The sequence below is a fragment of the Sphingobium sp. DEHP117 genome (genome assembly GCF_030867385.1).
Classification (GTDB): domain Bacteria; phylum Pseudomonadota; class Alphaproteobacteria; order Sphingomonadales; family Sphingomonadaceae; genus Sphingobium.
This window is the reverse complement of sequence record NZ_JAPFBJ010000003.1, coordinates 193,384-213,040: the sequence shown is the minus strand read 5'-3', so window position 1 is coordinate 213,040 and position 19,657 is coordinate 193,384. Positions and strand designations below refer to the sequence as shown.

General features: G+C 59.1%; 22 protein-coding genes, 1 tRNA gene and 1 pseudogene. 16 read left to right on the top strand and 8 right to left on the bottom strand.

Annotated features, from left to right (window positions below):
* Positions 1 to 79: 79 nt before the first annotated feature.
* From OOT33_RS13500 to OOT33_RS13450, 12 genes and pseudogenes are all read left to right on the top strand, one after another.
* Positions 80 to 994 (top strand): PD-(D/E)XK nuclease-like domain-containing protein, encoded by a 915-nt coding sequence (locus OOT33_RS13500; RefSeq protein WP_307750540.1) that lies wholly within the window; start codon positions 80 to 82, stop codon positions 992 to 994.
* 12 nt (positions 995 to 1,006) lie between these two features.
* Positions 1,007 to 1,714: an exonuclease domain-containing protein gene (locus OOT33_RS13495; RefSeq protein WP_307750539.1), complete on the top strand. Its 708-nt coding sequence runs from the start codon at positions 1,007 to 1,009 to the stop codon at positions 1,712 to 1,714.
* On the top strand, positions 1,711 to 2,790 hold the full coding sequence (locus OOT33_RS13490; protein ID WP_307750538.1) for a hypothetical protein: 1,080 nt from the start codon (positions 1,711 to 1,713) through the stop codon (positions 2,788 to 2,790). The genes OOT33_RS13495 and OOT33_RS13490 overlap by 4 nt, the downstream gene beginning before the upstream one ends.
* 2 nt (positions 2,791 to 2,792) lie before the next feature.
* On the top strand, positions 2,793 to 4,037 hold the full coding sequence (locus OOT33_RS13485; RefSeq protein WP_307750537.1) for a hypothetical protein: 1,245 nt from the start codon (positions 2,793 to 2,795) through the stop codon (positions 4,035 to 4,037).
* A 68-nt stretch (positions 4,038 to 4,105) separates the two neighbouring features.
* Positions 4,106 to 5,419, top strand: coding sequence for a hypothetical protein (locus OOT33_RS13480; RefSeq protein WP_307750536.1), 1,314 nt, complete (start codon positions 4,106 to 4,108; stop codon positions 5,417 to 5,419).
* 150 nt (positions 5,420 to 5,569) lie between these two features.
* Positions 5,570 to 6,274 carry a hypothetical protein gene (locus OOT33_RS13475; RefSeq protein WP_307750535.1) on the top strand — a complete coding sequence of 235 codons (705 nt, stop codon included), beginning with the start codon at positions 5,570 to 5,572 and terminating at the stop codon, positions 6,272 to 6,274.
* Entirely contained in the window at positions 6,267 to 7,157 is an 891-nt protein-coding gene (locus OOT33_RS13470) for a DUF5131 family protein (RefSeq protein ID WP_307750534.1), read from the top strand. The genes OOT33_RS13475 and OOT33_RS13470 overlap by 8 nt, the downstream gene beginning before the upstream one ends.
* Positions 7,150 to 7,356 (top strand): hypothetical protein, encoded by a 207-nt coding sequence (locus tag OOT33_RS13465; protein ID WP_307750533.1) that lies wholly within the window; start codon positions 7,150 to 7,152, stop codon positions 7,354 to 7,356. Before OOT33_RS13470 ends, OOT33_RS13465 begins: the two co-directional genes overlap by 8 nt.
* On the top strand, positions 7,353 to 7,523 hold the full coding sequence (locus OOT33_RS13460; RefSeq protein WP_307750532.1) for a hypothetical protein: 171 nt from the start codon (positions 7,353 to 7,355) through the stop codon (positions 7,521 to 7,523). The genes OOT33_RS13465 and OOT33_RS13460 overlap by 4 nt, the downstream gene beginning before the upstream one ends.
* Positions 7,520 to 8,089 carry a DUF1643 domain-containing protein gene (locus tag OOT33_RS13455; protein WP_307750531.1) on the top strand — a complete coding sequence of 190 codons (570 nt, stop codon included), beginning with the start codon at positions 7,520 to 7,522 and terminating at the stop codon, positions 8,087 to 8,089. Before OOT33_RS13460 ends, OOT33_RS13455 begins: the two co-directional genes overlap by 4 nt.
* Positions 8,086 to 8,247: pseudogene (locus OOT33_RS17920) on the top strand (helix-turn-helix domain-containing protein); the annotation flags it as partial. The gene OOT33_RS13455 and the pseudogene OOT33_RS17920, both read left to right, overlap by 4 nt.
* Before the next feature lie 17 nt (positions 8,248 to 8,264).
* Complete coding sequence (locus OOT33_RS13450) at positions 8,265 to 9,266, top strand: tyrosine-type recombinase/integrase (RefSeq protein ID WP_307750530.1); 1,002 nt, start codon at positions 8,265 to 8,267, stop codon at positions 9,264 to 9,266.
* A gap of 56 nt (positions 9,267 to 9,322) precedes the next feature.
* On the opposite strand, the gene OOT33_RS13445 is transcribed toward OOT33_RS13450, so the two are convergent.
* Positions 9,323 to 9,399 (bottom strand) — tRNA-Pro (locus OOT33_RS13445).
* Positions 9,390 to 9,863 carry a JAB domain-containing protein gene (locus tag OOT33_RS17915; RefSeq protein WP_373690592.1) on the bottom strand — a complete coding sequence of 158 codons (474 nt, stop codon included), beginning with the start codon at positions 9,861 to 9,863 and terminating at the stop codon, positions 9,390 to 9,392. The genes OOT33_RS13445 and OOT33_RS17915 overlap by 10 nt, the downstream gene beginning before the upstream one ends.
* 171 nt (positions 9,864 to 10,034) lie before the next feature.
* Between OOT33_RS17915 and thyA the strand changes: the two genes are divergently transcribed.
* Complete coding sequence (thyA, locus tag OOT33_RS13435) at positions 10,035 to 10,973, top strand: thymidylate synthase (protein ID WP_307750528.1); 939 nt, start codon at positions 10,035 to 10,037, stop codon at positions 10,971 to 10,973.
* A gap of 35 nt (positions 10,974 to 11,008) precedes the next feature.
* On the opposite strand, the gene OOT33_RS13430 is transcribed toward thyA, so the two are convergent.
* A complete protein-coding gene (locus OOT33_RS13430) occupies positions 11,009 to 11,494 on the bottom strand; it encodes a flavin reductase (RefSeq protein WP_307750527.1) in 486 nt (161 codons plus the stop codon).
* Positions 11,495 to 11,619: 125 nt separating this feature from the next.
* Here OOT33_RS13430 and OOT33_RS13425 point away from each other — a divergent pair, with 125 nt between their 5' ends.
* Positions 11,620 to 12,594: an endonuclease/exonuclease/phosphatase family protein gene (locus tag OOT33_RS13425; RefSeq protein ID WP_307751003.1), complete on the top strand. Its 975-nt coding sequence runs from the start codon at positions 11,620 to 11,622 to the stop codon at positions 12,592 to 12,594.
* A gap of 26 nt (positions 12,595 to 12,620) precedes the next feature.
* Here OOT33_RS13425 and OOT33_RS13420 read toward each other — a convergent pair whose 3' ends face one another.
* Both OOT33_RS13420 and OOT33_RS13415 read right to left on the bottom strand, forming a co-directional pair.
* Complete coding sequence (locus OOT33_RS13420; protein WP_307750526.1) at positions 12,621 to 13,715, bottom strand: hypothetical protein; 1,095 nt, start codon at positions 13,713 to 13,715, stop codon at positions 12,621 to 12,623.
* A gap of 6 nt (positions 13,716 to 13,721) precedes the next feature.
* Positions 13,722 to 14,438 carry a hypothetical protein gene (locus OOT33_RS13415; protein ID WP_307750525.1) on the bottom strand — a complete coding sequence of 239 codons (717 nt, stop codon included), beginning with the start codon at positions 14,436 to 14,438 and terminating at the stop codon, positions 13,722 to 13,724.
* A gap of 188 nt (positions 14,439 to 14,626) precedes the next feature.
* Here OOT33_RS13415 and OOT33_RS13410 point away from each other — a divergent pair, with 188 nt between their 5' ends.
* Positions 14,627 to 15,997: an IS1380 family transposase gene (locus OOT33_RS13410; RefSeq protein WP_307748129.1), complete on the top strand. Its 1,371-nt coding sequence runs from the start codon at positions 14,627 to 14,629 to the stop codon at positions 15,995 to 15,997.
* Positions 15,998 to 16,149: 152 nt separating this feature from the next.
* Here the strand turns inward: OOT33_RS13410 and OOT33_RS13405 are convergent, their stop codons facing one another.
* The 3 genes from OOT33_RS13405 to OOT33_RS13395 all read right to left on the bottom strand — a co-directional run bounded on the left by OOT33_RS13405 (position 16,150) and on the right by OOT33_RS13395 (position 18,655).
* Complete coding sequence (locus OOT33_RS13405) at positions 16,150 to 16,797, bottom strand: hypothetical protein (RefSeq protein WP_307750524.1); 648 nt, start codon at positions 16,795 to 16,797, stop codon at positions 16,150 to 16,152.
* Positions 16,798 to 16,899: 102 nt separating this feature from the next.
* On the bottom strand, positions 16,900 to 17,862 hold the full coding sequence (locus tag OOT33_RS13400) for an FkbM family methyltransferase (protein WP_307750523.1): 963 nt from the start codon (positions 17,860 to 17,862) through the stop codon (positions 16,900 to 16,902).
* A 22-nt stretch (positions 17,863 to 17,884) separates the two neighbouring features.
* Positions 17,885 to 18,655 (bottom strand): hypothetical protein, encoded by a 771-nt coding sequence (locus OOT33_RS13395; protein WP_307750522.1) that lies wholly within the window; start codon positions 18,653 to 18,655, stop codon positions 17,885 to 17,887.
* A 185-nt stretch (positions 18,656 to 18,840) separates the two neighbouring features.
* Here OOT33_RS13395 and OOT33_RS13390 point away from each other — a divergent pair, with 185 nt between their 5' ends.
* Positions 18,841 to 19,623: a succinate dehydrogenase iron-sulfur subunit gene (locus tag OOT33_RS13390; RefSeq protein WP_307750521.1), complete on the top strand. Its 783-nt coding sequence runs from the start codon at positions 18,841 to 18,843 to the stop codon at positions 19,621 to 19,623.
* Positions 19,624 to 19,657: the final 34 nt, after the last annotated feature.

Sequence of the window (19,657 nt, the reverse complement as noted above, 5' to 3'; positions counted from 1 at the left end):
TGTTGGTAGGCCTCGTGTGCGCCGTCATGGCTGGCCTGTTCTACCTGATCGACGATCTCATCATCGGGGAAGGTGAGCCATGACGCCGCTCATCACCAAGCCGGGCGCGTTCGAAGGCATCCCAGCCGAAGCCTATCATGGCGCGGAAATCTGTCCGGCACCGTCCATTAGTTCATCCGGCCTGAAACTGATTAACGCCCGCTCGCCTGCGCATTTTTGGTGGCAGTCTCCTATGAACCCGGATCGTCCGGTACAGAAGCAGAGGCCTCACCTCAACCTTGGTTCGGCGCTGCATGATGTCCTGCTGCTCGGCAACGGGCGCTTCGAGAAGCATTACTACGTCCTGCCGGAAGGCTTCGACCAGCGCGCCACCCGGCAATGGGCCGATTATATCGAGGCGCGCGACTATGCGATCAGGAAGGGCCGGATGGTTCTGACCAAAGCGCAGTTCGACACGATGCAGGCGATGGCCGAGGCTGTGTCTAAGCATGAATTGGCTGGGGCATTGCTGACCGCCGGAACACCGGAAATGACGCTGGCCGCGGTCGATCCTGAAACCGGGTGCTGGCTTCGCGCGCGCCCCGACAATCTTCCGTTCAACATGGAGATTATACCGGACATCAAAACCGCCGCTGATGCCTCTATTGACGTTTACGAGCGCGCCGCGACCAGGTTCGGCTATTTCATGTCAGCGGCCCATTATCTCGATGTGATCGACCTCATTTACGGAGAGGCCAAGCGCAGTTTCGTTTTAATCACCATTGAGAAAGAGCCGCCTTATCTGGTGACAATCGACCAACTGGATTCAGTCGACATCGACATGGCGAGGCTGCGCAATAGGGCTGCCCTCAACAAGTTCGCGGACTGCCTGAAAACCGGAATCTGGCACGGATACAACACGCCAGAGCGGCCGATCCGCACCCTGCAAATGACCAATTTCGAACGCGCTATGATTAATCAGGCGATTGATCGCGGCGAACTTTCCTACGCCTGACTGGAGACGACAATGATCCTCTTTTATGACAGTGAGACATCGGGGCTACCCTCTTTTGGCGACCCGTCCGATGCACCCCACCAGCCCCACCTGCTCCAGCTCGCCATGCTGTTGCACGACATGGATGGGAATGAGGTCGATCGCTTCGTCAGCATCGTTCGCCCCGGTGTCCATGAATGTGTGATCGCCCCAGAGGCACTGGAGGCCCACGGGATCACGCTTGAGCGTGCGATGGACGAAGGCTGCGACCCCTTGGTTGCGCTGGATGCGTTCATGGCGTTCGTCGAAAAGGCCGCGCTGCGAGCGGGCCACAATGAATCGTTCGACCGTCGCATCATGCGCATCCATTCCGCGCGCCACAGGTCGGTCAAGTGGGAAGCCGAAGCGCCCAGCTTCTGTACCATGTGGAAGTCAAAGTTCATCATTAACTTGCCGCCGACGCCGCGCATGATTGCGACGGGGATGCCGGGACCGAAAGCGCCGAAACTGGAGGAGGCTTACGAGTATTTCTTCGGCGAGCCGCTGGTTGGCGCACACGACGCTCTCGTCGACATCACAGCTACGGCCCGCGTGTTCTACCATCTGGTGAATGAATGCGGGGTAGCCATGTTCAAAGCGGGGGGTGCCCGCCCGCGCGTATCGACAAAGGCTATCCGTGGCAACGGCCACGCGGCCGATCCGTTCGCAGCCGCCGCCGCGATTATCGGAGGTGCACAGTGAATACCGTCACACCCAACGCCATCATGCGCCAGTCACGACAGGAACCCGCCAGTCAGGCCACCAGCATCGAAATGTCGCGTGCCGTGGCCGAAGTGCAGGCCGCCGTCACCGTCGCCCAGGCACGTCCCCGCGATGAAAGTTATGCCCTCAAGCGGGCCGTGGAAAGCTGCCGGACATGGGAAGTGGCCGAAGGGGCATTCTTCCGCTTCCCGCGCGGCGGCGAAACTGTCTCAGGTGAAAGCATCCATCTGGCTGTCGAGTTGGCCCGGTGCTGGGGCAATATCGATTATGGCATCATGGAACTCGATCGCGACGATACCAATGCGGTTTCCGAGATGCTGGCATTCGCATGGGATCTGGAGACGAACACAAAATCGCGCATGACATTCTTGGTTCCTCACCGCCGCGACACGCGCAGCGGGCCAAAGATGCTCACCGACATGCGCGATATTTATGAGAACAACGCAAACAACGGCGCTCGCCGGTTGCGTGAGTGCATCTTCCGCGTGCTGCCGCCTTACCTCAAGGAGCAGGCCAAGCAGGCGTGTCGAGAAACGCTCGAAAAAGGGCAGGGTGAAAAATCTCTACAAGTGCGGATTGCCGAAGCCATCAGCGCATTCGAGAAGATCGGGATTAATGCAGACAGGATAGAGGCGAAGCTTGGAAAGTCCGCAAAATGGACTGCCGTTGACGTTGCCAATCTGCAAGTGTCCTACCGCTCCATAAACCGCCAGGAAGTCTCTGCCGACGATGAATTCCCTCGGATCGGAACGGAAGAAACAGTCCAAAAGGCGCGCAAGATTGCCGACAAGGCAAAGGGACACCCCGAACCCGAAACCGGCCGCTCCGACGAGCAGCATGGCGACCAGCACGATGGTACGGACGGAAGTCCGGAAGAGCGCGCGGTATCCGAATTGCTCTACCTCATTTACGACGCAAGAGCACAGGAAGAACTCGACGCCTGCATGTCGAAAGTGGCCGCCCTGCGCGGCTCGCTGCCCTCCGACAAAATCACCGAACTCGATGCGGCGCTAGACGCTGCCGAGGCCCGCATCCTTCGTAGCCAGGGAGAATGAACATGGCCGCACGTGCCCGCCGCATTGAAGAAGAGCCCACCGAACCCGCCAATGATGTCATCGACATCGTGCGCAAGGTCGAAGCTGATCCCGCACTCGCTCTGACCGACGAGAAGATGTTTGAGGCCTACTACGCACACGTGGAGCAGCAAGCCCTCAGCGTGAAGGTTGACCTGTCCACCAGCGCTGGGCGCGACCTGATCCGGTCGGCGGCGAGCGAGATTGCCCGGAAAAAGACCGCGTTCGATAGGACGCGCAAGGAGCTGACCGAGGACTACCGCCGCAAGACGGCCACCATCAATGCCGTCGGCAAGCTGGTGGTGGATCGATTCGCCGCCCTGCAACTTCGGGTGCGCCAGCCGCTCACCGACTATGAGGAGCGCGAGCAAGCGCGCAAAATGGAGGCGGACCTTATCCTCACCAACCTGCGCGACGCCGCCATTGTCCGCGCGGACGAGACGGCTGAGGATGTGGAGCGCCGCTTGGGGCGCATTCGCGGCATCAACCTGAATGACGAACTGTTCGGCCCGCGCATCGAGATGGCGGTCGACCTGCGCGACGATGCGGTCAAGGCGCTGGGTGAGGCTCTTGCCCGTCTCAGGCAGCAGGAGGCCGAGCGCGCGGAACTGGAGCGGCTGCGTCGGGCCGATGCGGAGCGTCAGGAGCGGGAAGCGCGTGAGCGACAGGAGCGCGAGGATCGCGAGGCCGAGGAGGCCCGGCAGCGCGACGAGGCGGCTCGTATCGAGCGCGAGCGTCAGGAGGCTGCCGACAAGGCGCGCCGGGATGCCGAGGAGGCGGCGGAAGCCGAACGGCGCGCCGTCGAGGCCAAGCGGAGCTATGCCCGCGACATTATTCAGCACATCAAGGATGTCGGCCTCGGCATGATCGGCGGCAAGACCTACCCCTACGCCATACTCATCCGCGAACTGGAGGAGAAGATCGTCATCGACGATGCGATGGGCGACATGCAGGACGAGGTTCGCGCTATTCGTGATGCGACGCTCACCAGTGTTCGCTCTGCCATGGAATTGGCAGCAGCTCGGGCCGCGAAAGAGGCGCAGGACGAAGAAGATCGCCGCGTTGCTGCCGAACGGGCTCGTCGCGAGGCCGACCAGCAGCACCGTTCCGCCGTCCGCACTGCCGCCAAGGAGGCCATCATGACCTGTGGTGTCGACGAGGACACTGCCCGGAAGATCGTGCTGGCTATCCAAGCTGGAGAAATTCCAGCGGTCCGCATCGAATTTTAAGCTCACCCCCGCGCCCCGGCGCGCATCGCCCGTCAGCCGGGGACAATGGCGGGCAGAAGGGATAGAACATGACTAAACCCATGACCATCGACGAGTTCGCAAAATATCTCGACAACCGTGGATATGTCTACGATCGCACCGAGACCACGATTGACGTAAAGAGCTTTCATAACGTCGATCTGAGGGGGCTGACCACGCTGCCCGAGGGCGTGACCTTCTCCAACGGCGGCTCCGTCGATCTGAGGGGGCTGACCACGCTGCCCGAGGGCGTGACCTTCTCCAACGGCGGCTCCGTCGATCTGAGGGGGCTGACCACGCTGCCCGAGGGCGTGACCTTCTCCAACGGCGGCTCCGTCGATCTGAGGGGGCTGACCACGCTGCCCGAGGGCGTGACCTTCTCCAACGGCGGCTCCGTCGATCTGAGGGGGCTGACCACGCTGCCCGAGGGCGTGACCTTCTCCAACGGCGGCTACGTCGATCTGAGGGGGCTGACCACGCTGCCCGAGGGCGTGACCTTCTCCAACGGCGGCTACGTCGATCTGAGGGGGCTGACCACGCTGCCCGAGGGCGTGACCTTCTCCAACGGCGGCTCCGTCGATCTGAGGGGGCTGACCACGCTGCCCGAGGGCGTGACCTTCTCCAACGGCGGCTCCGTCGATCTGAGGGGGCTGACCACGCTGCCCGAGGGCGTGACCTTCTCCAACGGCGGCTACGTCGATCTGAGGGGGCTGACCACGCTGCCCGAGGGCGTGACCTTCTCCAACGGCGGCTCCGTCGATCTGAGGGGGCTGACCACGCTGCCCGAGGGCGTGACCTTCTCCAACGGCGGCTCCGTCTATCTGAGCAGCCTGACCACGCTGCCCGAGGGCGTGACCTTCTCCAACGGCGGCTCCGTCGATCTGAGGGGGCTGACTGAGGAGATTCAGACCTATCGCGGCGAACGCATCCGGCTGAAAAATGTCGACGGCTACACCATGCTCATTCGCTCCGAACGAGTGCTTGGCGACGCCACGATCTACAGCGCCTCCTACTTCGGCGGCGGCGAGATCGCCGACCTCGAGGCCTGCTATGTGGCGGCCCAAGGCGAATATTTTGCCCACGGCGACACGGTCGAGCAAGCCATGCGCGATGTTCGCTTCAAGATGATGGAGCATGATTTCGACGAGGAGGAACTCGTCAGGGAAATCAAGGAGCGTGGCACGGTCCATATCAACGATTTCCGGCTCATCACCGGGGCGTGTGAGTCCGGGACACGTCAGGGCATGGCGGAGGCGGGCCTTCCTAGCGATGCCGACGAGCTTCCGCTGGATACCGTGCTTGGTGCGGCGTTCGGAAGCTATGGCGAGCGGTTCAAATCACTGTTTGAGCGGGCGACGGCATGAGACAGGAAACCGAAAGCGCGCAGTATTGGCGTAACGTCCACCTCAAGGGCGACAGGTCTCCACCCATTAACCTCCCTGATCGGAGAGTCCGCCGCTCCGTCGGCACCGCGACAATAGTGAGGTGTCACGGCAAGGATGCGGGGGCAATCTATGAATAATATCCCCTCCCGATCCCCTATGTTGCTCGATCACCTGACGAAGCTCGTGAACGAGAGCCGACCCTTTACTTACGAGGGCGCCATGCAGGCCTTGAAGTGCACCGACGAAGCTATCCGCTACCACATGCGGAAGCTGAGCGCGGCGGGCTCAGTCACGTTCACCACGATGCGGGTTGGCAACGACTATGACTACAGCGTCACCGTCACCGGGCTGGGCTCCACCCCTTGGAATGACCTCAATGGTCGTCTGGCGAGGCGCAGCGAGCAGGTCCGGCAGAATCTGGTGGCGTGGCGCAAGCGTAGCGGATGGTCTCTCAATCAGGTCGCCAGCGCGGTGAGCGCGCTCAACGATCAGGTGCTCAATAGCTGCCAGATCAGCAGGCTTCTCGAGGGTGCCACCATGCAGGTTGATTTCCTGCGCATGGTCTCAAAGCTGATCGACGATTACCGCAATCCGGGCAGCTTTGAACAGTGGCAGAACATGATCGCGCGCAGGGCAAAAGCGCGCAAGCTGGACGAGAGCGACGAGATCCTGCGGCGGGTGGAGCAGGTCGAGCGCGAGCGCGATGAACGCCGGCGCGCGTTGCTGGCGGCCGAGCGCGGGCCACGCAAGGTCCAGCAGCGGGATTATCTCGACAAGGCGACGCTCGCGGCGCTGTCGGGGCAGGTTGTGGGGCAGGGGAGGGTTTATGGCTGACAACACCGCCATCGAATGGACGGACGCGACCGTCAATTTCTGGTGGGGCTGTACTAAGGTCGGGCCGGGGTGCGATCATTGCTATGCCGAAACGTTGTCGAAGCGGACTGGCGAAAGCATCTGGGGCGCGGGCGTCCCGCGTCGCAAGATCAAGAGCGCAGTTGCTACCATCTATCGGCTTCAAAACGGGGCATCATGGTGGGCCGCCGATGCAGAGATCGGCAAGCTCCATCCGAACAGTCGCCGCCGGGTGTTCGTGCAATCCATGTCTGACCTTTTTGACAAGGAAGTGCCGGAAGAATGGTTTGCGGAGGCTTGGGACGCTACCAGTGCGTGCACCAGCCTCGACATCCAGATCGTCACCAAACGGGTATCGTTCATCGAAAAGCGTTTGAACGGTCGCATCTGGCCGAACCATGCTGGTCTGATCATCAGCGTCGTCAATCAAGAGGAGGCCGACCGCGACATACCGCGCCTGATCGAATTGAAGCATCGCCTCAGCATCCCATGGATTGGCCTTTCCATGGAACCGTTGCTGGGCGCTGTGACGCTGCGACCCGAGTGGCTGGTGCACTTGAATTGGGTAATTGTGGGTGGCGAATCCGGCCGTGGTGCTCGACCGATGCACCCAGATTGGGTCCGCAGTCTGCTCGGCCAATGCGTAGCAATGGATGTGCCGTTCCTTTTCAAGCAGTGGGGCGAATACGGGCCCTATGATCCAGAGCGTCCTCAATGCGATGTATTCTGGCTGGGAATTGATGGTCATGTGTACGGAGTTATCCCTGATGGTGCCGCTCCCATGGTTCGTTGGGGCAAGAAAGCCGCTGGGCGCTACCTCGACGGCGCGACGCACGACGGATACCCGGAGGTGGCTCATGGCTGAATGTGTCCACCTCATCGGCGCTGAGGATGTCGTCCGGGCAGGCTCGGCAATGTCGTCAGCTGCTGATCAGATGCAGCGCGCGGCCAGCAGCATTGAATACAGCCTCGAAATTCATCGGCAGTTCCTGAATGACTGGCTCAGCAGGCTTGACGGGCTGCTGACAGACCGAATTTCCGATCTTGGGCAGACGATGTCATGACCGAACTCCGCACCGCCCTAAACGCCCAGCGCGCCGGCATCATCACCCACCTTGAGGCCGAAGCATCCCGCCGGCCGCGCGCCAGAGCGTTCACGCGCGGGATCAGGCACGCGATCGATGAGATCAGGAATCGCTTTGATGAGGTGGATGAGGAGGCCGAGAAGTGAAGACTGAGCCGGTCGATCTTTTCGGGAATGCCATCATTCAGCGTCGCGCTGATTTCGATGGTAAAAATCGGCTTCGTCTCATTCGGAAATGGGGCCCGGGCCCCATAGCATGCGTTATTGGGCACAATCCTTCCGCCGCGGACGGCAGCCAGGACGATCCCACATCTCGATGGTGGAATGATTGGTTTCAGCTTTTCGGCTTCGGTGGGTATGTTGCGGTCAATCTGTATCCTTGGTGCAGCGCCAAGCCTGCAGATGTCTATGTCCGTGTCGACGGTATCTACAGGGGCGATTGGGCAGCGCGCGACGAATTGCACTTCGTCAATTTGCCAGCTGTCGCTGCCGAGGCGAAGAAGGCTGATCAGGTTTTTGTATGCTGGGGCGCAATTGCTCGTGACTGCATGTGGATCGACCATGTGATTGAGGAAATTCAAAGGGGAGAAGCTCCATATCCCGATCTCTGGTGCTGGGGAAAGACCATTACCGGCGCGCCCAAACATCCAATGGCGCGCGGAATTCATCGCATCGCGAAGGATCAAAAACCTATCCTGTGGAGAGCAGCATGACAGCCGCCGCGCGCAACATCCATGATGAACGCCCGTTCTCCGCTCAGCAGCTCGCCGAGCGCTGGGATTGCAGTAAGAGCATGATCTACAAGCTCGTGCGCCAGAATCGGTTGCGCCCGTTCTATATCGGTGAGCTAATGCGGTTCAGCGCAGCCGAGGTCGAAAGGTATGAATCATGTCCGCAGCCAATGACGACAGCTATTCCGTCCAGCGCTTTCGCGGAGGGTTTGCCCTCGTCTGGTGGGAGCGCGGAGCAGACGGAAAGCGAACCCGCCATCGCCACACCCTCACGTCGTGCGATCGCCAGAGCGCCGAGGCGGAGGCCAGCGCCCTCTGGCAAGGATCGGACGATAGTCCATGGACCGTGGGCCGGATCATGACCGCCTATCTGGCGACGATGGACGGCAAGCGCTCCGAAGCCCGGCGCGCCGCTGCGTGGAAGGCGATGCGCGGATACTGGGAAAAGGTGATGCCTGCGGGCGTGAACGATCAATCCGCCCGGGCATACCGCGCCACGCGCAAGGTAGGCGATGCCACCGCGCGCTATGAGCTGATGATGCTTTCCACCGCGCTCAACTGGGCGGTGAAGACCGGCAAGATCGCCGCGCGCACACCCTTCTGGCTGCCGCCGGTGCCGGAGCGGAAGGAGCGCCACCTCACCCGCGCGGAGTTCGCGAAGTTTCTCGATGGCATGCGCGCCAACCACGCCCGGCTCTATGCGCTGATCGGAATCTACACGATGGCCCGGCCCGGCGCTATCCTTGAGCTGACGTGGGACCGAGTCGATTTCATGCGGCGCCGCATCAACTTCACGCCCGAGGGGCATGTGCGCACAGCCAAGCGCCGCACCATCGTGCCGATCGGCGACAAGCTGCTCCGCGCATTGCAGGAGGCCTATGAGGGGCGCACCAGCGCGTTCGTGATCGAGCATGGCGGCAAGCAGGTGCACAGCATGAAGAAGGCGTTCCAGCGGGCGAGCGAAAGGAGCGCTGTCCACGCAACGCCATACACCCTGCGCCACACCGGCGCGGTCTGGGCAGCGGAGGAGGGTATTCCCATGCCGGAACTGGCTCAAATGATGGGCCACGACGACGACAGGACGACCCAGGCGCACTACGCCCGCTATTCTCCAGACTACCTCGCCCGCGTCGTCCGCGCGGTCGAAGGTTCAATATGAACCTCCGGCCCCTGTCCGAAAGGCCTCTAAACTATGGCTAAACCCTTGAAAATATGTGGTCGGGGAGAGAGGATTCGAACCTCCGGCCCCTGCCTCCCGAAGACAGTGCTCTACCAGGCTGAGCTACTCCCCGACCGGGCCGGAATCACGCGATCCCGGCAAGGCAGGCGGCAGCCTATAGGGGGGCGGTGCCGGTGTGGCAAGGGGAAGCGCAAGCTTTTCTGAATGGTTCAGCAAGCCCGCCGCGCGGAAGCTGAAATAGTGGTGGGGCGCGAGGATGATATGATCATAGAGCGCCATGCCAGCAAGCGCGAGGTCAGCCTCCAGCCGGTGCGTCAGAAGGATATCCTGCCTGCTGGGGCGGGAATTGCCGGAGGGATGAGTGTGAAGCAGCAACACCAAGGCCGCCCGCGCCTGCGCGGCCCGCCGAACGATCTCGCGCACTGGAAGGGACACACGGTGCCGTTCGCCGTGCAGGGTTACTGCCCCTATGGCCTCTGCCAGCCGATTGATGAAAAGCGCGGCCAGCACTTCCTCCCCGTACGGGCGTGGCTCCAGCGTATCGATAAAAGCGGCAAACCAGTGGGGCGCATGCATCGTGGGAAACTGAGCGGCACCGGCAGTGCTTACCAGATATAGCATGATCCGTTATGTTGTATTTCTTGTGTTTTTCTCACCGTTATGGACCAATTCGTTCGCCTCTTGACGGTGCCAGGTCCATGCGCGAGGAATGGCGCCGTCTTCCTGCTTCAAGGATTCCTCCGCGCGATGCCCCGGCCCGATCATTATGAGTTCCAATATCTTGACCTGATGCGGCGCATCTGGACCGAAGGGCACGAACGCACAGACCGCACCGGCGTGGGCACACGCGCACTGTTCGGCGCAACCATGCGCTTTTCGCTGGCAGATCATGCCGTGCCGCTCCTCACCACCAAGCGGGTGTACTGGAAGGTGGCGGCGCGCGAGATGCTGTGGTTCCTTACCGGCAACACCAATATCCGCCCCCTGGTGCAACAAGGCGTGCATATCTGGACTGACTGGCCGCTGGACAAATATCGCAGAGCCACGGGTGACGAGATCAGCCGGGATGCTTTCGAGGCACGGATCGTGGCGGATGAGGGGTTCGCCACGCAATGGGGCGATCTCGGCCCAGTCTATGGCGCGCAGTGGGTCAACTGGCCGCGCTACGAGCCTGCGGGCGAAGGGGACGGCTTATACCGCCGCGCTCGCCAAGGCCACAATCAGATCGCTGCGCTGGTCGAGGGCATCCGCAACAATCCCGGCTCGCGCCGGCTGCTGTTCACCGGCTGGAATGTCGACGATGTAGACGATATGGCGCTGCCGCCTTGCCATATGACCTATCAGTTTCATGTTGCCGACGGGAAGCTCTCGGGCCTGCTGTTTCAGCGCAGCGCAGATTTTGTGCTGGGTGTGCCGTTCAACATATTCGGCCTCGCGCTGTTGACGCGGATGCTGGCGCAGCAATGTGATCTGGAGGCGGGCGAGATCGTCTGGCAGGGCGGGGATGTGCATCTTTACCTCAATCATGCAGAGCTCATTGAAACACAGCTCGCGCGCATGCCGGAAGGAGCGCCGCGACTACACATCAATCGACGCCCGGCCAGCATGTTTGGCTACCGGATTGAGGATTTCGATGTGGTGGATTACGCGCCCCAGGCGCACATTGCCGCGCCGGTAGCCGTGTGAGCGAATGCTCTGGCCCGCTGTGCGGGCGAGGCCGCTCAGTCCTTCAAGCTCTCGAATGCGCCGTCGAGGTAGAGCAGGGGGTTGATGTCCTCACGCACCACCACATCCAGCACCGAGCCGATGACGATGGTGTGCGTTGCGAACGCAAGCATCTCGCTGCGCGCGCAGATGATCCCGACCTGCGCGTTGGCGAGCAGCGGCGGGCCGAGCCGGTGCTGCTGCCACCCCGCATCGGCAAAGCGCATGTCGCGCATGCTATTGTCGGAGAACAGTCGCGCGGTTTCGACCTGGTCTTTGTGCAGCACGGTGACGCTGAAGTGCTCTGCCTCCACAAGCGCGGGGTGGAGCGAAGCGGACTTGTTGACGCAGACGAGCAGGCTGGGCGGGTCCATCGAAACCGAGCATACTGCTGTGGCGGCCATACCCATGGGCGTGCCGTCCTGCGTCAGGCTGATGAGGTTCACCGTCGCGGCTAGCCTGCGCATCGCCTGCCGAAAGGCTGCTGCTGTCTCGAGGGTCATCGGCGCGCGTCTCCCTGTGCTCACTATGAGGACATCTAGCGGATTCGTGCCGCATAGCAGCCGCCTTTGGGGCAGGCCAGCCCCAAAGGGCTGGCGCGTCGTACCGGGCGGGATATAATGTGGCCATGCCTGTTAATCTGCAACGTCCTCGTCTCGCCGTCACCCTCGCCGGGGCGACTGCGGCGGCAGTCCAGGCGCTGTGCCTGCTGCTGATTTTCGGGCCGTCCTGGCCGGTCCTGATGATGCTGTCTCACGGTGTGCAACTCTTGCCGATGCTCGGGGCCGTGGCGATGATCATTTTAGCGTGGATGGCGGGCTGGCAAGCCACGCGCTTTCCGATCATCCTTTCCGGCCTGATCTGGATAGCGGCTGTCGCCTGGTTGATGACGCAACGCACGGCCTTCTGGCCTAAGCCGCCAGCGGCCCCGTATCCTGATCGAGGTGTCATCCGCATAGTCACGTTCAACGCGTGGTTCGCCAACCACGACCCGGAGGGTGCGGCGCGTTGGATACTGGCACAACAACCGGAAGCCGTAATTCTGCAGGAGGTAGGCTGGCGCAGCCGCGTTTTGCTGACCCAGCTTGCGCTCCAATATCCCTATGTGGTCACATGCCGGGGATCGCGGCCTTGCTCCACGGTGATGCTTTCACGTCGAAAGCCGCTCGATATGCGAGGTCTGGCGCACGGCGATGCCGACAACCGTCATGCGCTCTCGGCCGCCATCATGCGCTTCCCCGAATATACGCTAGTCGGTGTCCACCTTTCTCAACCATGGCCCATGGGCGCTCACAAACGCGAACTGAGATGGCTTGCCAGCGAACTACGCGGCGTGCCACGCCATCGGCTGGTCGTCGCGGGGGATTTCAATGCGACGGGCTGGTCGATGACGATGCGCGATGCTGCGTCCATGCTGTGCTTGACGGCCGCGCCGTCAGACCGGGCGAGCTGGCCCGCGCCGTCTTCTGGATTGCGGGTTCCTGCGATCTTAGATATCGACCATGCATTGCTGGGCCGGGGCTGGGGGGCGGCGCGAATGGAGCGGGGGCCGGATCTGGGGTCGGATCATTATCCGTTTGTGATTACTCTTAACTTAGGTTGATGATGGACCCGTAAATGCGACCTCCATCATCCCCTAAACCGCCGTTTCATTTGTTTGAACGACCTTTTCACCTTTTTCCAACGCAGCCGCACTCGCTCATATCGCGCTAGTGGCAAATAGGCCCAATGACTAGCCTGAAACGGGTTTGGATAGCGCTCATGCAGGTACGGCGCCTCCCTATATAGACGCCTTATGTGTTTTTTTATCTTCTTGCCGTTGGCGAATGTCCCAAAGTGCCACCAGTCATTTGGTATGGTCGGAGCCGTGCTCTTTTCAACTTCATCCTTATACCAGTGCCACAACTCATAAACTTCCACATTGTCCTTGGCATATCGGCTGGTCATTTTGTCGCCGATCGGGCCAAGTTTTGTGAAATGGAAAAATTTGAGCGGGCTGCCGTTGACCCGCGCCATGCCCTTCTCATCAAATGTTACCGTCCGCTGGCTCAGATTCCAGCTGGCTACATTCAACCCCGGATCGCGGAGGATTTTGACGGAATCGAAATAGCACGGGACCAGATTGCACCATTTCTGATCGACGAACAGGCCAATATCCAGCCGATCATGGCACCAGTCGGTAAGGCGTGCATCCCACCATTTCGCGAACCGTCGGCCTTCATCGGTATTGGAGACGCCCACGAAGCCAAGGTTGAACGAGCCGTAGTGAAGTGAGCAAATCTCGTTGTCGATGATCGCACGTACGTCCTCTGGAGGCTCGGGGTCAATTTGATGCGGAGTGAGTACGATGCTGTACGTATCCAACGTGTCTAACACGTCGTCCATGGGGTTGAATAAAGCGGTGTCAGGATCGAAGAAAAACACCTTCTCACAATCGCCTTGTTCGAGGATATAAGTAAGGGCACGGCCCTTCACCCCTGTGCAGGCCTCGATTACGTCATGGCCGAATATCCAGCTTGCGGATTGATCTCCGAAAAGATCTTCAAGGTAAAGAACGCGGTCGAAGGCCTCCTGCTCCAGCTCAAACCTGAAGGACGGAGGCGCGTGATCTGAAATGACAGCCCATGTCACCCAGTCAGGGTGGATTCGTTTGATTGAAGCAGCGAGTACGCGAGCCCTGTTGAGATAGCTAAAGCTGAAACTCGTGAATGCGTGAACAGCCATTTCCAGTTACTTCCCCACCACTTCATAGGTCAACATACTATTCTCGATTATTATTCTACTTTTTGAACGCATTGTCCGAATGAATTCCACAGCATCGAGCAAAGAATCGGATGACAGAAAATCAAGTAGTTCCGAATGCGAGTTGAGTACAGTACCCCTGGAATGCATCTTCACGAGTTGGGCGACATTCCCGGACCAGCTGTTTGTTACGATATAGGCCCCCCCCGCTATAGCTTCGCAGGTGGTCAACGAGAACGTTTCCGCCCAGCCGGGCCAGATTATCACAATGTCGACATTGTGGCTCTCCAAAGCGTCGATCATCGCGCGGGGCGCCTCAGCGGTAGTATGAACGGGCACCCATCGATAATTACCAGGTACTGGCGGCTTGGTCGAAAAAACCAGAAACTTTAATGTTCCCTCCGGGTCATATCGTTTTGCTAAGTCCCAGAAAACGTCCCAACCCTTGAGGTGCGCAGGCGTGCCGATGAAGGCAACGGTGATATCATCAGAGCCGTGAAATGATGGATTTCGCTCCGCATATACTTCTTCCAAGGTGATGTGTGGCAATATTATTGAATTGTCGAAATCCAGTTTATGTCCTGCTTTAGCAACAACCTCGCGGCTAACATTTGACGGAAACACCGCTATGACATTGTCCTGGGATAACAGCTCAAGAATGCGAGTCGTATGGTCTATCCGGTCCTCGCCATAAATACAGGTCATACAAGCATTGGAGGAGGCATCAGGCGCGTGGCAGAAGTGAATGCCATTGCGTAGTAAGGTATAGGAACGACACAGGCTAACCCGGCTTATTCATCGGGCTTGGTCAGAAGGGTTGGCGGGAGTGGTGTAAGCGATTGCTTTGATGTAGGAAAATGGGTGTCTAGACCAGTCCTGCAGCGAGGCAATTTATGCCACGGGCCACACCCGCCGGGAGCGATGATAGCGCGCCGGGATTTTCGTTTCCAGCGATCGGGCGCAAGAAGATCACAGCCGCGTTCGACGGAGGTCGGCTCACCTCGGATGGCGGTGTTCTGCTGCTGGCACAGGCCGAGCGCGCGATGGGGCTTTGCCGGCGGCTTGCGGCTTGCATTGCCGATCCGCGGGACCCTGTGCGGGTGATCCATCGCCTTGATGACATCCTGCGTGCCCGGGTGTTCGCGATCGCCTGCGGCTATGAAGACGCCGATGATCTCGACGCTCTGCGCGACGATCCGGGCTTCCGCCTGGCGCTGGGCAAGCTGCCGGGATCGGGCGCGGGGCTGGCCAGCCAACCGACGATGAGCCGGTGGGAAAATGCGCCGACCACACGCGAGCTGGCCAGGATGATGGCCGCGATGATCGACATCTACTGCACCAGCTACCCCGCCGCGCCGGCGGCGGTGACGCTGGATATCGATGACACCTGTGACGTTGTTCATGGCTATCAGCAGCTCTCCTTCTGGAACGGGCATCATGGCGAGCGCTGCTTCCTGCCGATCCATGTCTACGACACTGCCACCGGCCGACCGGTGGCGATGCTGCTGCGCACCGGCAAGACACCGTCGGGCGCCGAAGCTGCCGGCCACATCCGGCGCCTGGTGCGCCATCTGCGCCGGCACTGGCCCGAAACGCACATCACCATCCGCGGCGACGGGCACTATGGCCGGCCCGAGGTCATGGCCTTCTGCGAGGCGGCCGGCGTCGACTACGTGTTCGGCCTGCCGACCAACGCCGCGCTGCGTGCTGATCCCGAAATCGTCGCTGCCGCCGATGCCTGCGCGGTTAAGCGGGCTCAGCGCCAATATCCGGTCCTGCGCAACTATGCCGAGACCCGCTACGGCGCGAAGAGCTGGAAGTGCCAGCGCCGCGTCGTCGCCCGGATCGAGGCCAGCACGCTGGGCATGGACATCCGCTATGTCGTCACCTCGCTGGCCGAAGGTTCGGCTGAGCATATCTACGACACCCTCTACTGCGCGCGCGGCAACGCCGAGAACCTGATCAAGCGCCACAAGACCCAGCTTGCCAGCGATCGTACCTCGTGCCGCTCAGCCAATGCTAACCAGATGCGCCTCATCCTGCACACCGCCGCCTACTGGCTCGTGTGGCGCATCCAGCAGGAAATCCCGAAGGCTGCCGCGCTCGCCACCGCCGAGTTCGCAACGCTGCGCCTGCGGTTGCTCAAGGTCGCCGCCCGCATCATCGAAACCGCTACGCGCATCCGCGTCGCCTTCGCGTCAGCCTGTCCCGATGCCAGCCTGTTCAGAACCATTGCCACCGGCCTCCGGCCGGCACCCACATAACCAGCGCGGCAGTGCCGCCCAAAGCCCGAGCCCTCGTCCTTCAACCTCGAAAAGCCCATCGATCCTGACGCGGTGAAAAAACCGCCGGAGGAGCTTGCTCTGATCACCCGGCGACCGACAAACCATGCTCGCACGAACCCGGAGCGGAGGCCTCATGAATAGTGCGGGCTAAAATAATCATGGATCCAAAAATAAGCGGGTGGATTGCCACACTGCCGGAGCATCTCACCTATCATTTCGGGCGAGTGGCCCATGAGATGATGAAGGGCGAAAACCAGCTCATAGTTTTCGTTGGCGAGTTGGCTCATCAGTTTGAGAATCCCGGACATCCGCGCCGGTGGTAATTCCTGTCCATTGAGAGATACGCCGACAAGAACGTCTTCTCCCTTCTTCGCCAGTCTGGTCACAGGAATTATCGGATAAATATGTAAATAATCTAGACCCGAAGAATTGAAGTGTCCTAATTCTTTGTCCACGCAAAGTTGGATTCCTCCTGATACTTTCTTGAAATTATCATGACTGATCGAAATCGCTAGGAATTGAGACGATGTTTTATTTTTGATCAATTCATATAAGGAATCATGAGCCCGAGATACATCTTCATTGTTACATATGTATATAGATGTTTCATATTCCTTATTATAACGCGTCATGTGAAGAATGTTAATTTTTTTAACAGTAACATTATCTTCGTTGATTGTTTGTTCTAGATTTAAAAATTTTTTCTTTATCATTCCGTTTTTTTTGTGCGTTATTTTTCGGAAAAAATTTCGCGCTTTCATATCTTTGTCAAATAACATATGCCGAATAATTGAACGAAGACGGCCCGTCTCCTTAGAGAACAATATTGAATTAATAAAGTATTTCGGCAATATTCTCATGAGATAAGACTGACATTCTATTTATTTGAAAAATCTCAATTTTTTGGATCCCAGTTTATGCTGCAATTCCTCATTTTTCTTTCTAAGTTGAGAAAGTGCATGACCCTCTTCATTCATAGTCCAGAATTTTGATATATATTGAATCTGCCCTAGAGCCATCGCAACAATGTCTTCTGTCTGTGTGATCCGTGTTATCACATTTCCTGCAACCATTGCGGGCACATCCGCCGCTCTCTCTTCAGGTACGAACAACAGTGCGCATTCAGAGGCGTCGCCGAAAACATCCATTGGATTTTTTAGGAAATTATTCTTGTTAGCTGCGAAGCTTCGAATACCCATGACTTCGTAGCGCTCCAGCGACCAGCACTGGTACAGCGCAAAACCCGCAGAAATCGAGTTCATTTCGCAGAATACTATTGGTCGGCATCTTTTAAGCGTTTGACCGCCCCCGGCAAGTACCTGAATCTCATGTCCTTCAACGTCAATTTTCAGCAAGTCCACTCGCGGTAAACAAAATTCGTCTAAGGTTGACGTGACGGCATTCCCGCCTTGGGTGGCATCCTGCCCTATGGTTACAATGTGCGTGGCCCCGCGGTTCGCATGCGCACCGGCCATCGAGATGGTGCGACCGGAGATGGAATCCAAGGCAACCCTATGCATTTCTATGTTGGCGATGGGAGCGATTTCTATGTTCTTCCTCAGAAACTCTCCTGTCTGCTCGCACGCCTCGAAGCTGATGACTTTTCCCGTTTCTCCGACTGCTTGGGAGAATGCGCGAGTGTGGGTGCCATAGCACGCACCTATATCGAGCACCGTATCTCCGGGACGGATCATGGTGCGGAGTAAAGAAATCTCGTTCTCAGCCCACTCTCCATAGGTTTTCAATGTATCCGCTATCAGATCATTTTCATCTGGGACAACAAAGGCGCCATATCGTGTTTGAAGTTCGCAAAGCATATCGGGCGTCGATTCGTCTAAGTCCATTCGATATCCCCCTCGATCCCTGCTATGGAGCCAGCGTTGCCTGTTGGCGAGACCAGCGCTGAAATGCAAACCAGTGCAATTTATGATATATGTGCCTTTTGCGTAGATGTACTCTCAATCGCGAATAGGCCAATTGTTCCTCCGTCGTCATCTGATTAAGGAAGGCACGTTTTTGTTCGCGCGCGTTGGCAGAGGAGTAGCCGCGGGAAATGGGGTGCCGCACGGTAATCGCTTCATCGGAAATGGCGGTCATTCCGCGAGCGTAGGCAGCACAGAGAAACAGCCAGTCAATGCCGAGGCCATAAAGATTACCACTATAGTCCGCGCGTTTCATCCGGGGATACAAGGCTGGGCTGAGCGCGAAAACCAGCCCGTCCGTATGCGCGACGATGCTGCAGTCGCTGCCCACGATGCGTTGTATCCGGGTCCGCTCGAGCCGCCACGGCGTTCCAATGATCCGGGGGGTCCAGATGCCAAGCTCGGCAAAACGAGCAAACCCTGCCTTGCATCGGGTGACTATGCGTGGCCAGTCGTCGCACCGGCAGTCTGCATGGATGATGAGCATGATGTCATCGGGTGCGCACTGCTCGAGACAGGCCTGGAACTTGTCTGCCCAGAATAGACGATTGTCCCGCTCAATGACGGGAAGCCCCTCCAGGCAGGCCGGCCTTCCCGAAGGATCGGAATAGACGATCGAGAGTTTATCCGCCGAGGTGGCAAGCGATCGAGCGATGGCTGCGGCTCGTTCGTGCTGGCCGCGCCAGGAAATAATGAAAACATGGATGGCGGGCATTCACAAGCCACTCTATCGTTGGACAGGCGTTCGCTATAGGCGGGTTCTGCTGTGCGGGAAATGGCTTTTCGTCATCGGGACGGTCAAAGGCACCTTTAGTACGCCTCGAGCGGGTGTGCGGTTGTCTATTGAAGTCGGCGGATCAAGGCGCTAGCAGGCACGCAACGGCTAAGGAATTTTCAGGCATGGCGACTTTCACGCTTCCGAAAAACAGCAAGATTACGGGCAAGGGCAAGGTCCACAAGGCGGACGGCGCGGCCAATGTGAAGGCATTCAAGGTCTATCGCTACGACCCCGATTCGGGTGACAACCCCCGATATGACACGTTTGAGATCGATCTGGACGATTGCGGCCCGATGGTGCTCGACGCGCTTATCAAGATGAAGAATGAGCAGGACCCATCGCTGACATTCCGCCGCTCCTGCCGCGAGGGTATTTGCGGTTCGTGCTCGATGAACATCAATGGCAAGAACGGCCTCGCCTGCACTACAGCTATCGAGGATTGCAAGGGTGAGGTGCGTATCACGCCCTTGCCGCACATGGACGTTATCAAGGATCTGGTGCCCGATTTCACGCATTTCTATGCGCAATATGCCTCGATCCAGCCTTGGCTTAAGACGGTATCAACAACGCCTTCGGGCAAGGAGCGGCTGCAATCGCCCGAGGATCGCGAGAAGCTGGATGGCCTCTATGAGTGCATCCTTTGCGCCTGTTGCTCAACCAGCTGCCCCAGCTACTGGTGGAATTCAGACAAGTTCCTTGGTCCGGCAATCCTGCTGCAGGCCTATCGCTGGCTGGCGGACAGCCGCGATGAGTTCACCGGCGAGCGGCTGGACGAGCTGGAAGATCCCTTCCGTCTCTATCGATGCCACACGATCATGAATTGCGCCAATGTCTGCCCCAAGGGGCTTTCGCCTGCCAAGGCGATCGCAGAGACCAAGAAGATGCTGGTCGAGCGCCAGCTCTGACGGTGACTGGCTCGTGCAGCGTCGATTGGCTGAC

Coding starts and splice junctions, on each gene's coding strand:
- OOT33_RS13500 (WP_307750540.1), top strand. CDS start 80: ATGACGCCGCTCATCACCAAGCCGGGCGCGTTCGAAGGCATCCCAGCC.
- OOT33_RS13495 (WP_307750539.1), top strand. CDS start 1,007: ATGATCCTCTTTTATGACAGTGAGACATCGGGGCTACCCTCTTTTGGC.
- OOT33_RS13485 (WP_307750537.1), top strand. CDS start 2,793: ATGGCCGCACGTGCCCGCCGCATTGAAGAAGAGCCCACCGAACCCGCC.
- OOT33_RS13480 (WP_307750536.1), top strand. CDS start 4,106: ATGACTAAACCCATGACCATCGACGAGTTCGCAAAATATCTCGACAAC.
- OOT33_RS13475 (WP_307750535.1), top strand. CDS start 5,570: ATGAATAATATCCCCTCCCGATCCCCTATGTTGCTCGATCACCTGACG.
- OOT33_RS13470 (WP_307750534.1), top strand. CDS start 6,267: ATGGCTGACAACACCGCCATCGAATGGACGGACGCGACCGTCAATTTC.
- OOT33_RS13465 (WP_307750533.1), top strand. CDS start 7,150: ATGGCTGAATGTGTCCACCTCATCGGCGCTGAGGATGTCGTCCGGGCA.
- OOT33_RS13460 (WP_307750532.1), top strand. CDS start 7,353: ATGACCGAACTCCGCACCGCCCTAAACGCCCAGCGCGCCGGCATCATC.
- OOT33_RS13450 (WP_307750530.1), top strand. CDS start 8,265: ATGTCCGCAGCCAATGACGACAGCTATTCCGTCCAGCGCTTTCGCGGA.
- OOT33_RS17915 (WP_373690592.1), bottom strand. CDS start 9,863: ATGCATGCGCCCCACTGGTTTGCCGCTTTTATCGATACGCTGGAGCCA.
- thyA (WP_307750528.1), top strand. CDS start 10,035: ATGCCCCGGCCCGATCATTATGAGTTCCAATATCTTGACCTGATGCGG.
- OOT33_RS13430 (WP_307750527.1), bottom strand. CDS start 11,494: ATGACCCTCGAGACAGCAGCAGCCTTTCGGCAGGCGATGCGCAGGCTA.
- OOT33_RS13425 (WP_307751003.1), top strand. CDS start 11,620: ATGCCTGTTAATCTGCAACGTCCTCGTCTCGCCGTCACCCTCGCCGGG.
- OOT33_RS13420 (WP_307750526.1), bottom strand. CDS start 13,715: ATGGCTGTTCACGCATTCACGAGTTTCAGCTTTAGCTATCTCAACAGG.
- OOT33_RS13415 (WP_307750525.1), bottom strand. CDS start 14,438: ATGACCTGTATTTATGGCGAGGACCGGATAGACCATACGACTCGCATT.
- OOT33_RS13410 (WP_307748129.1), top strand. CDS start 14,627: ATGCCACGGGCCACACCCGCCGGGAGCGATGATAGCGCGCCGGGATTT.
- OOT33_RS13405 (WP_307750524.1), bottom strand. CDS start 16,797: ATGTTATTTGACAAAGATATGAAAGCGCGAAATTTTTTCCGAAAAATA.
- OOT33_RS13400 (WP_307750523.1), bottom strand. CDS start 17,862: ATGGACTTAGACGAATCGACGCCCGATATGCTTTGCGAACTTCAAACA.
- OOT33_RS13395 (WP_307750522.1), bottom strand. CDS start 18,655: ATGCCCGCCATCCATGTTTTCATTATTTCCTGGCGCGGCCAGCACGAA.
- OOT33_RS13390 (WP_307750521.1), top strand. CDS start 18,841: ATGGCGACTTTCACGCTTCCGAAAAACAGCAAGATTACGGGCAAGGGC.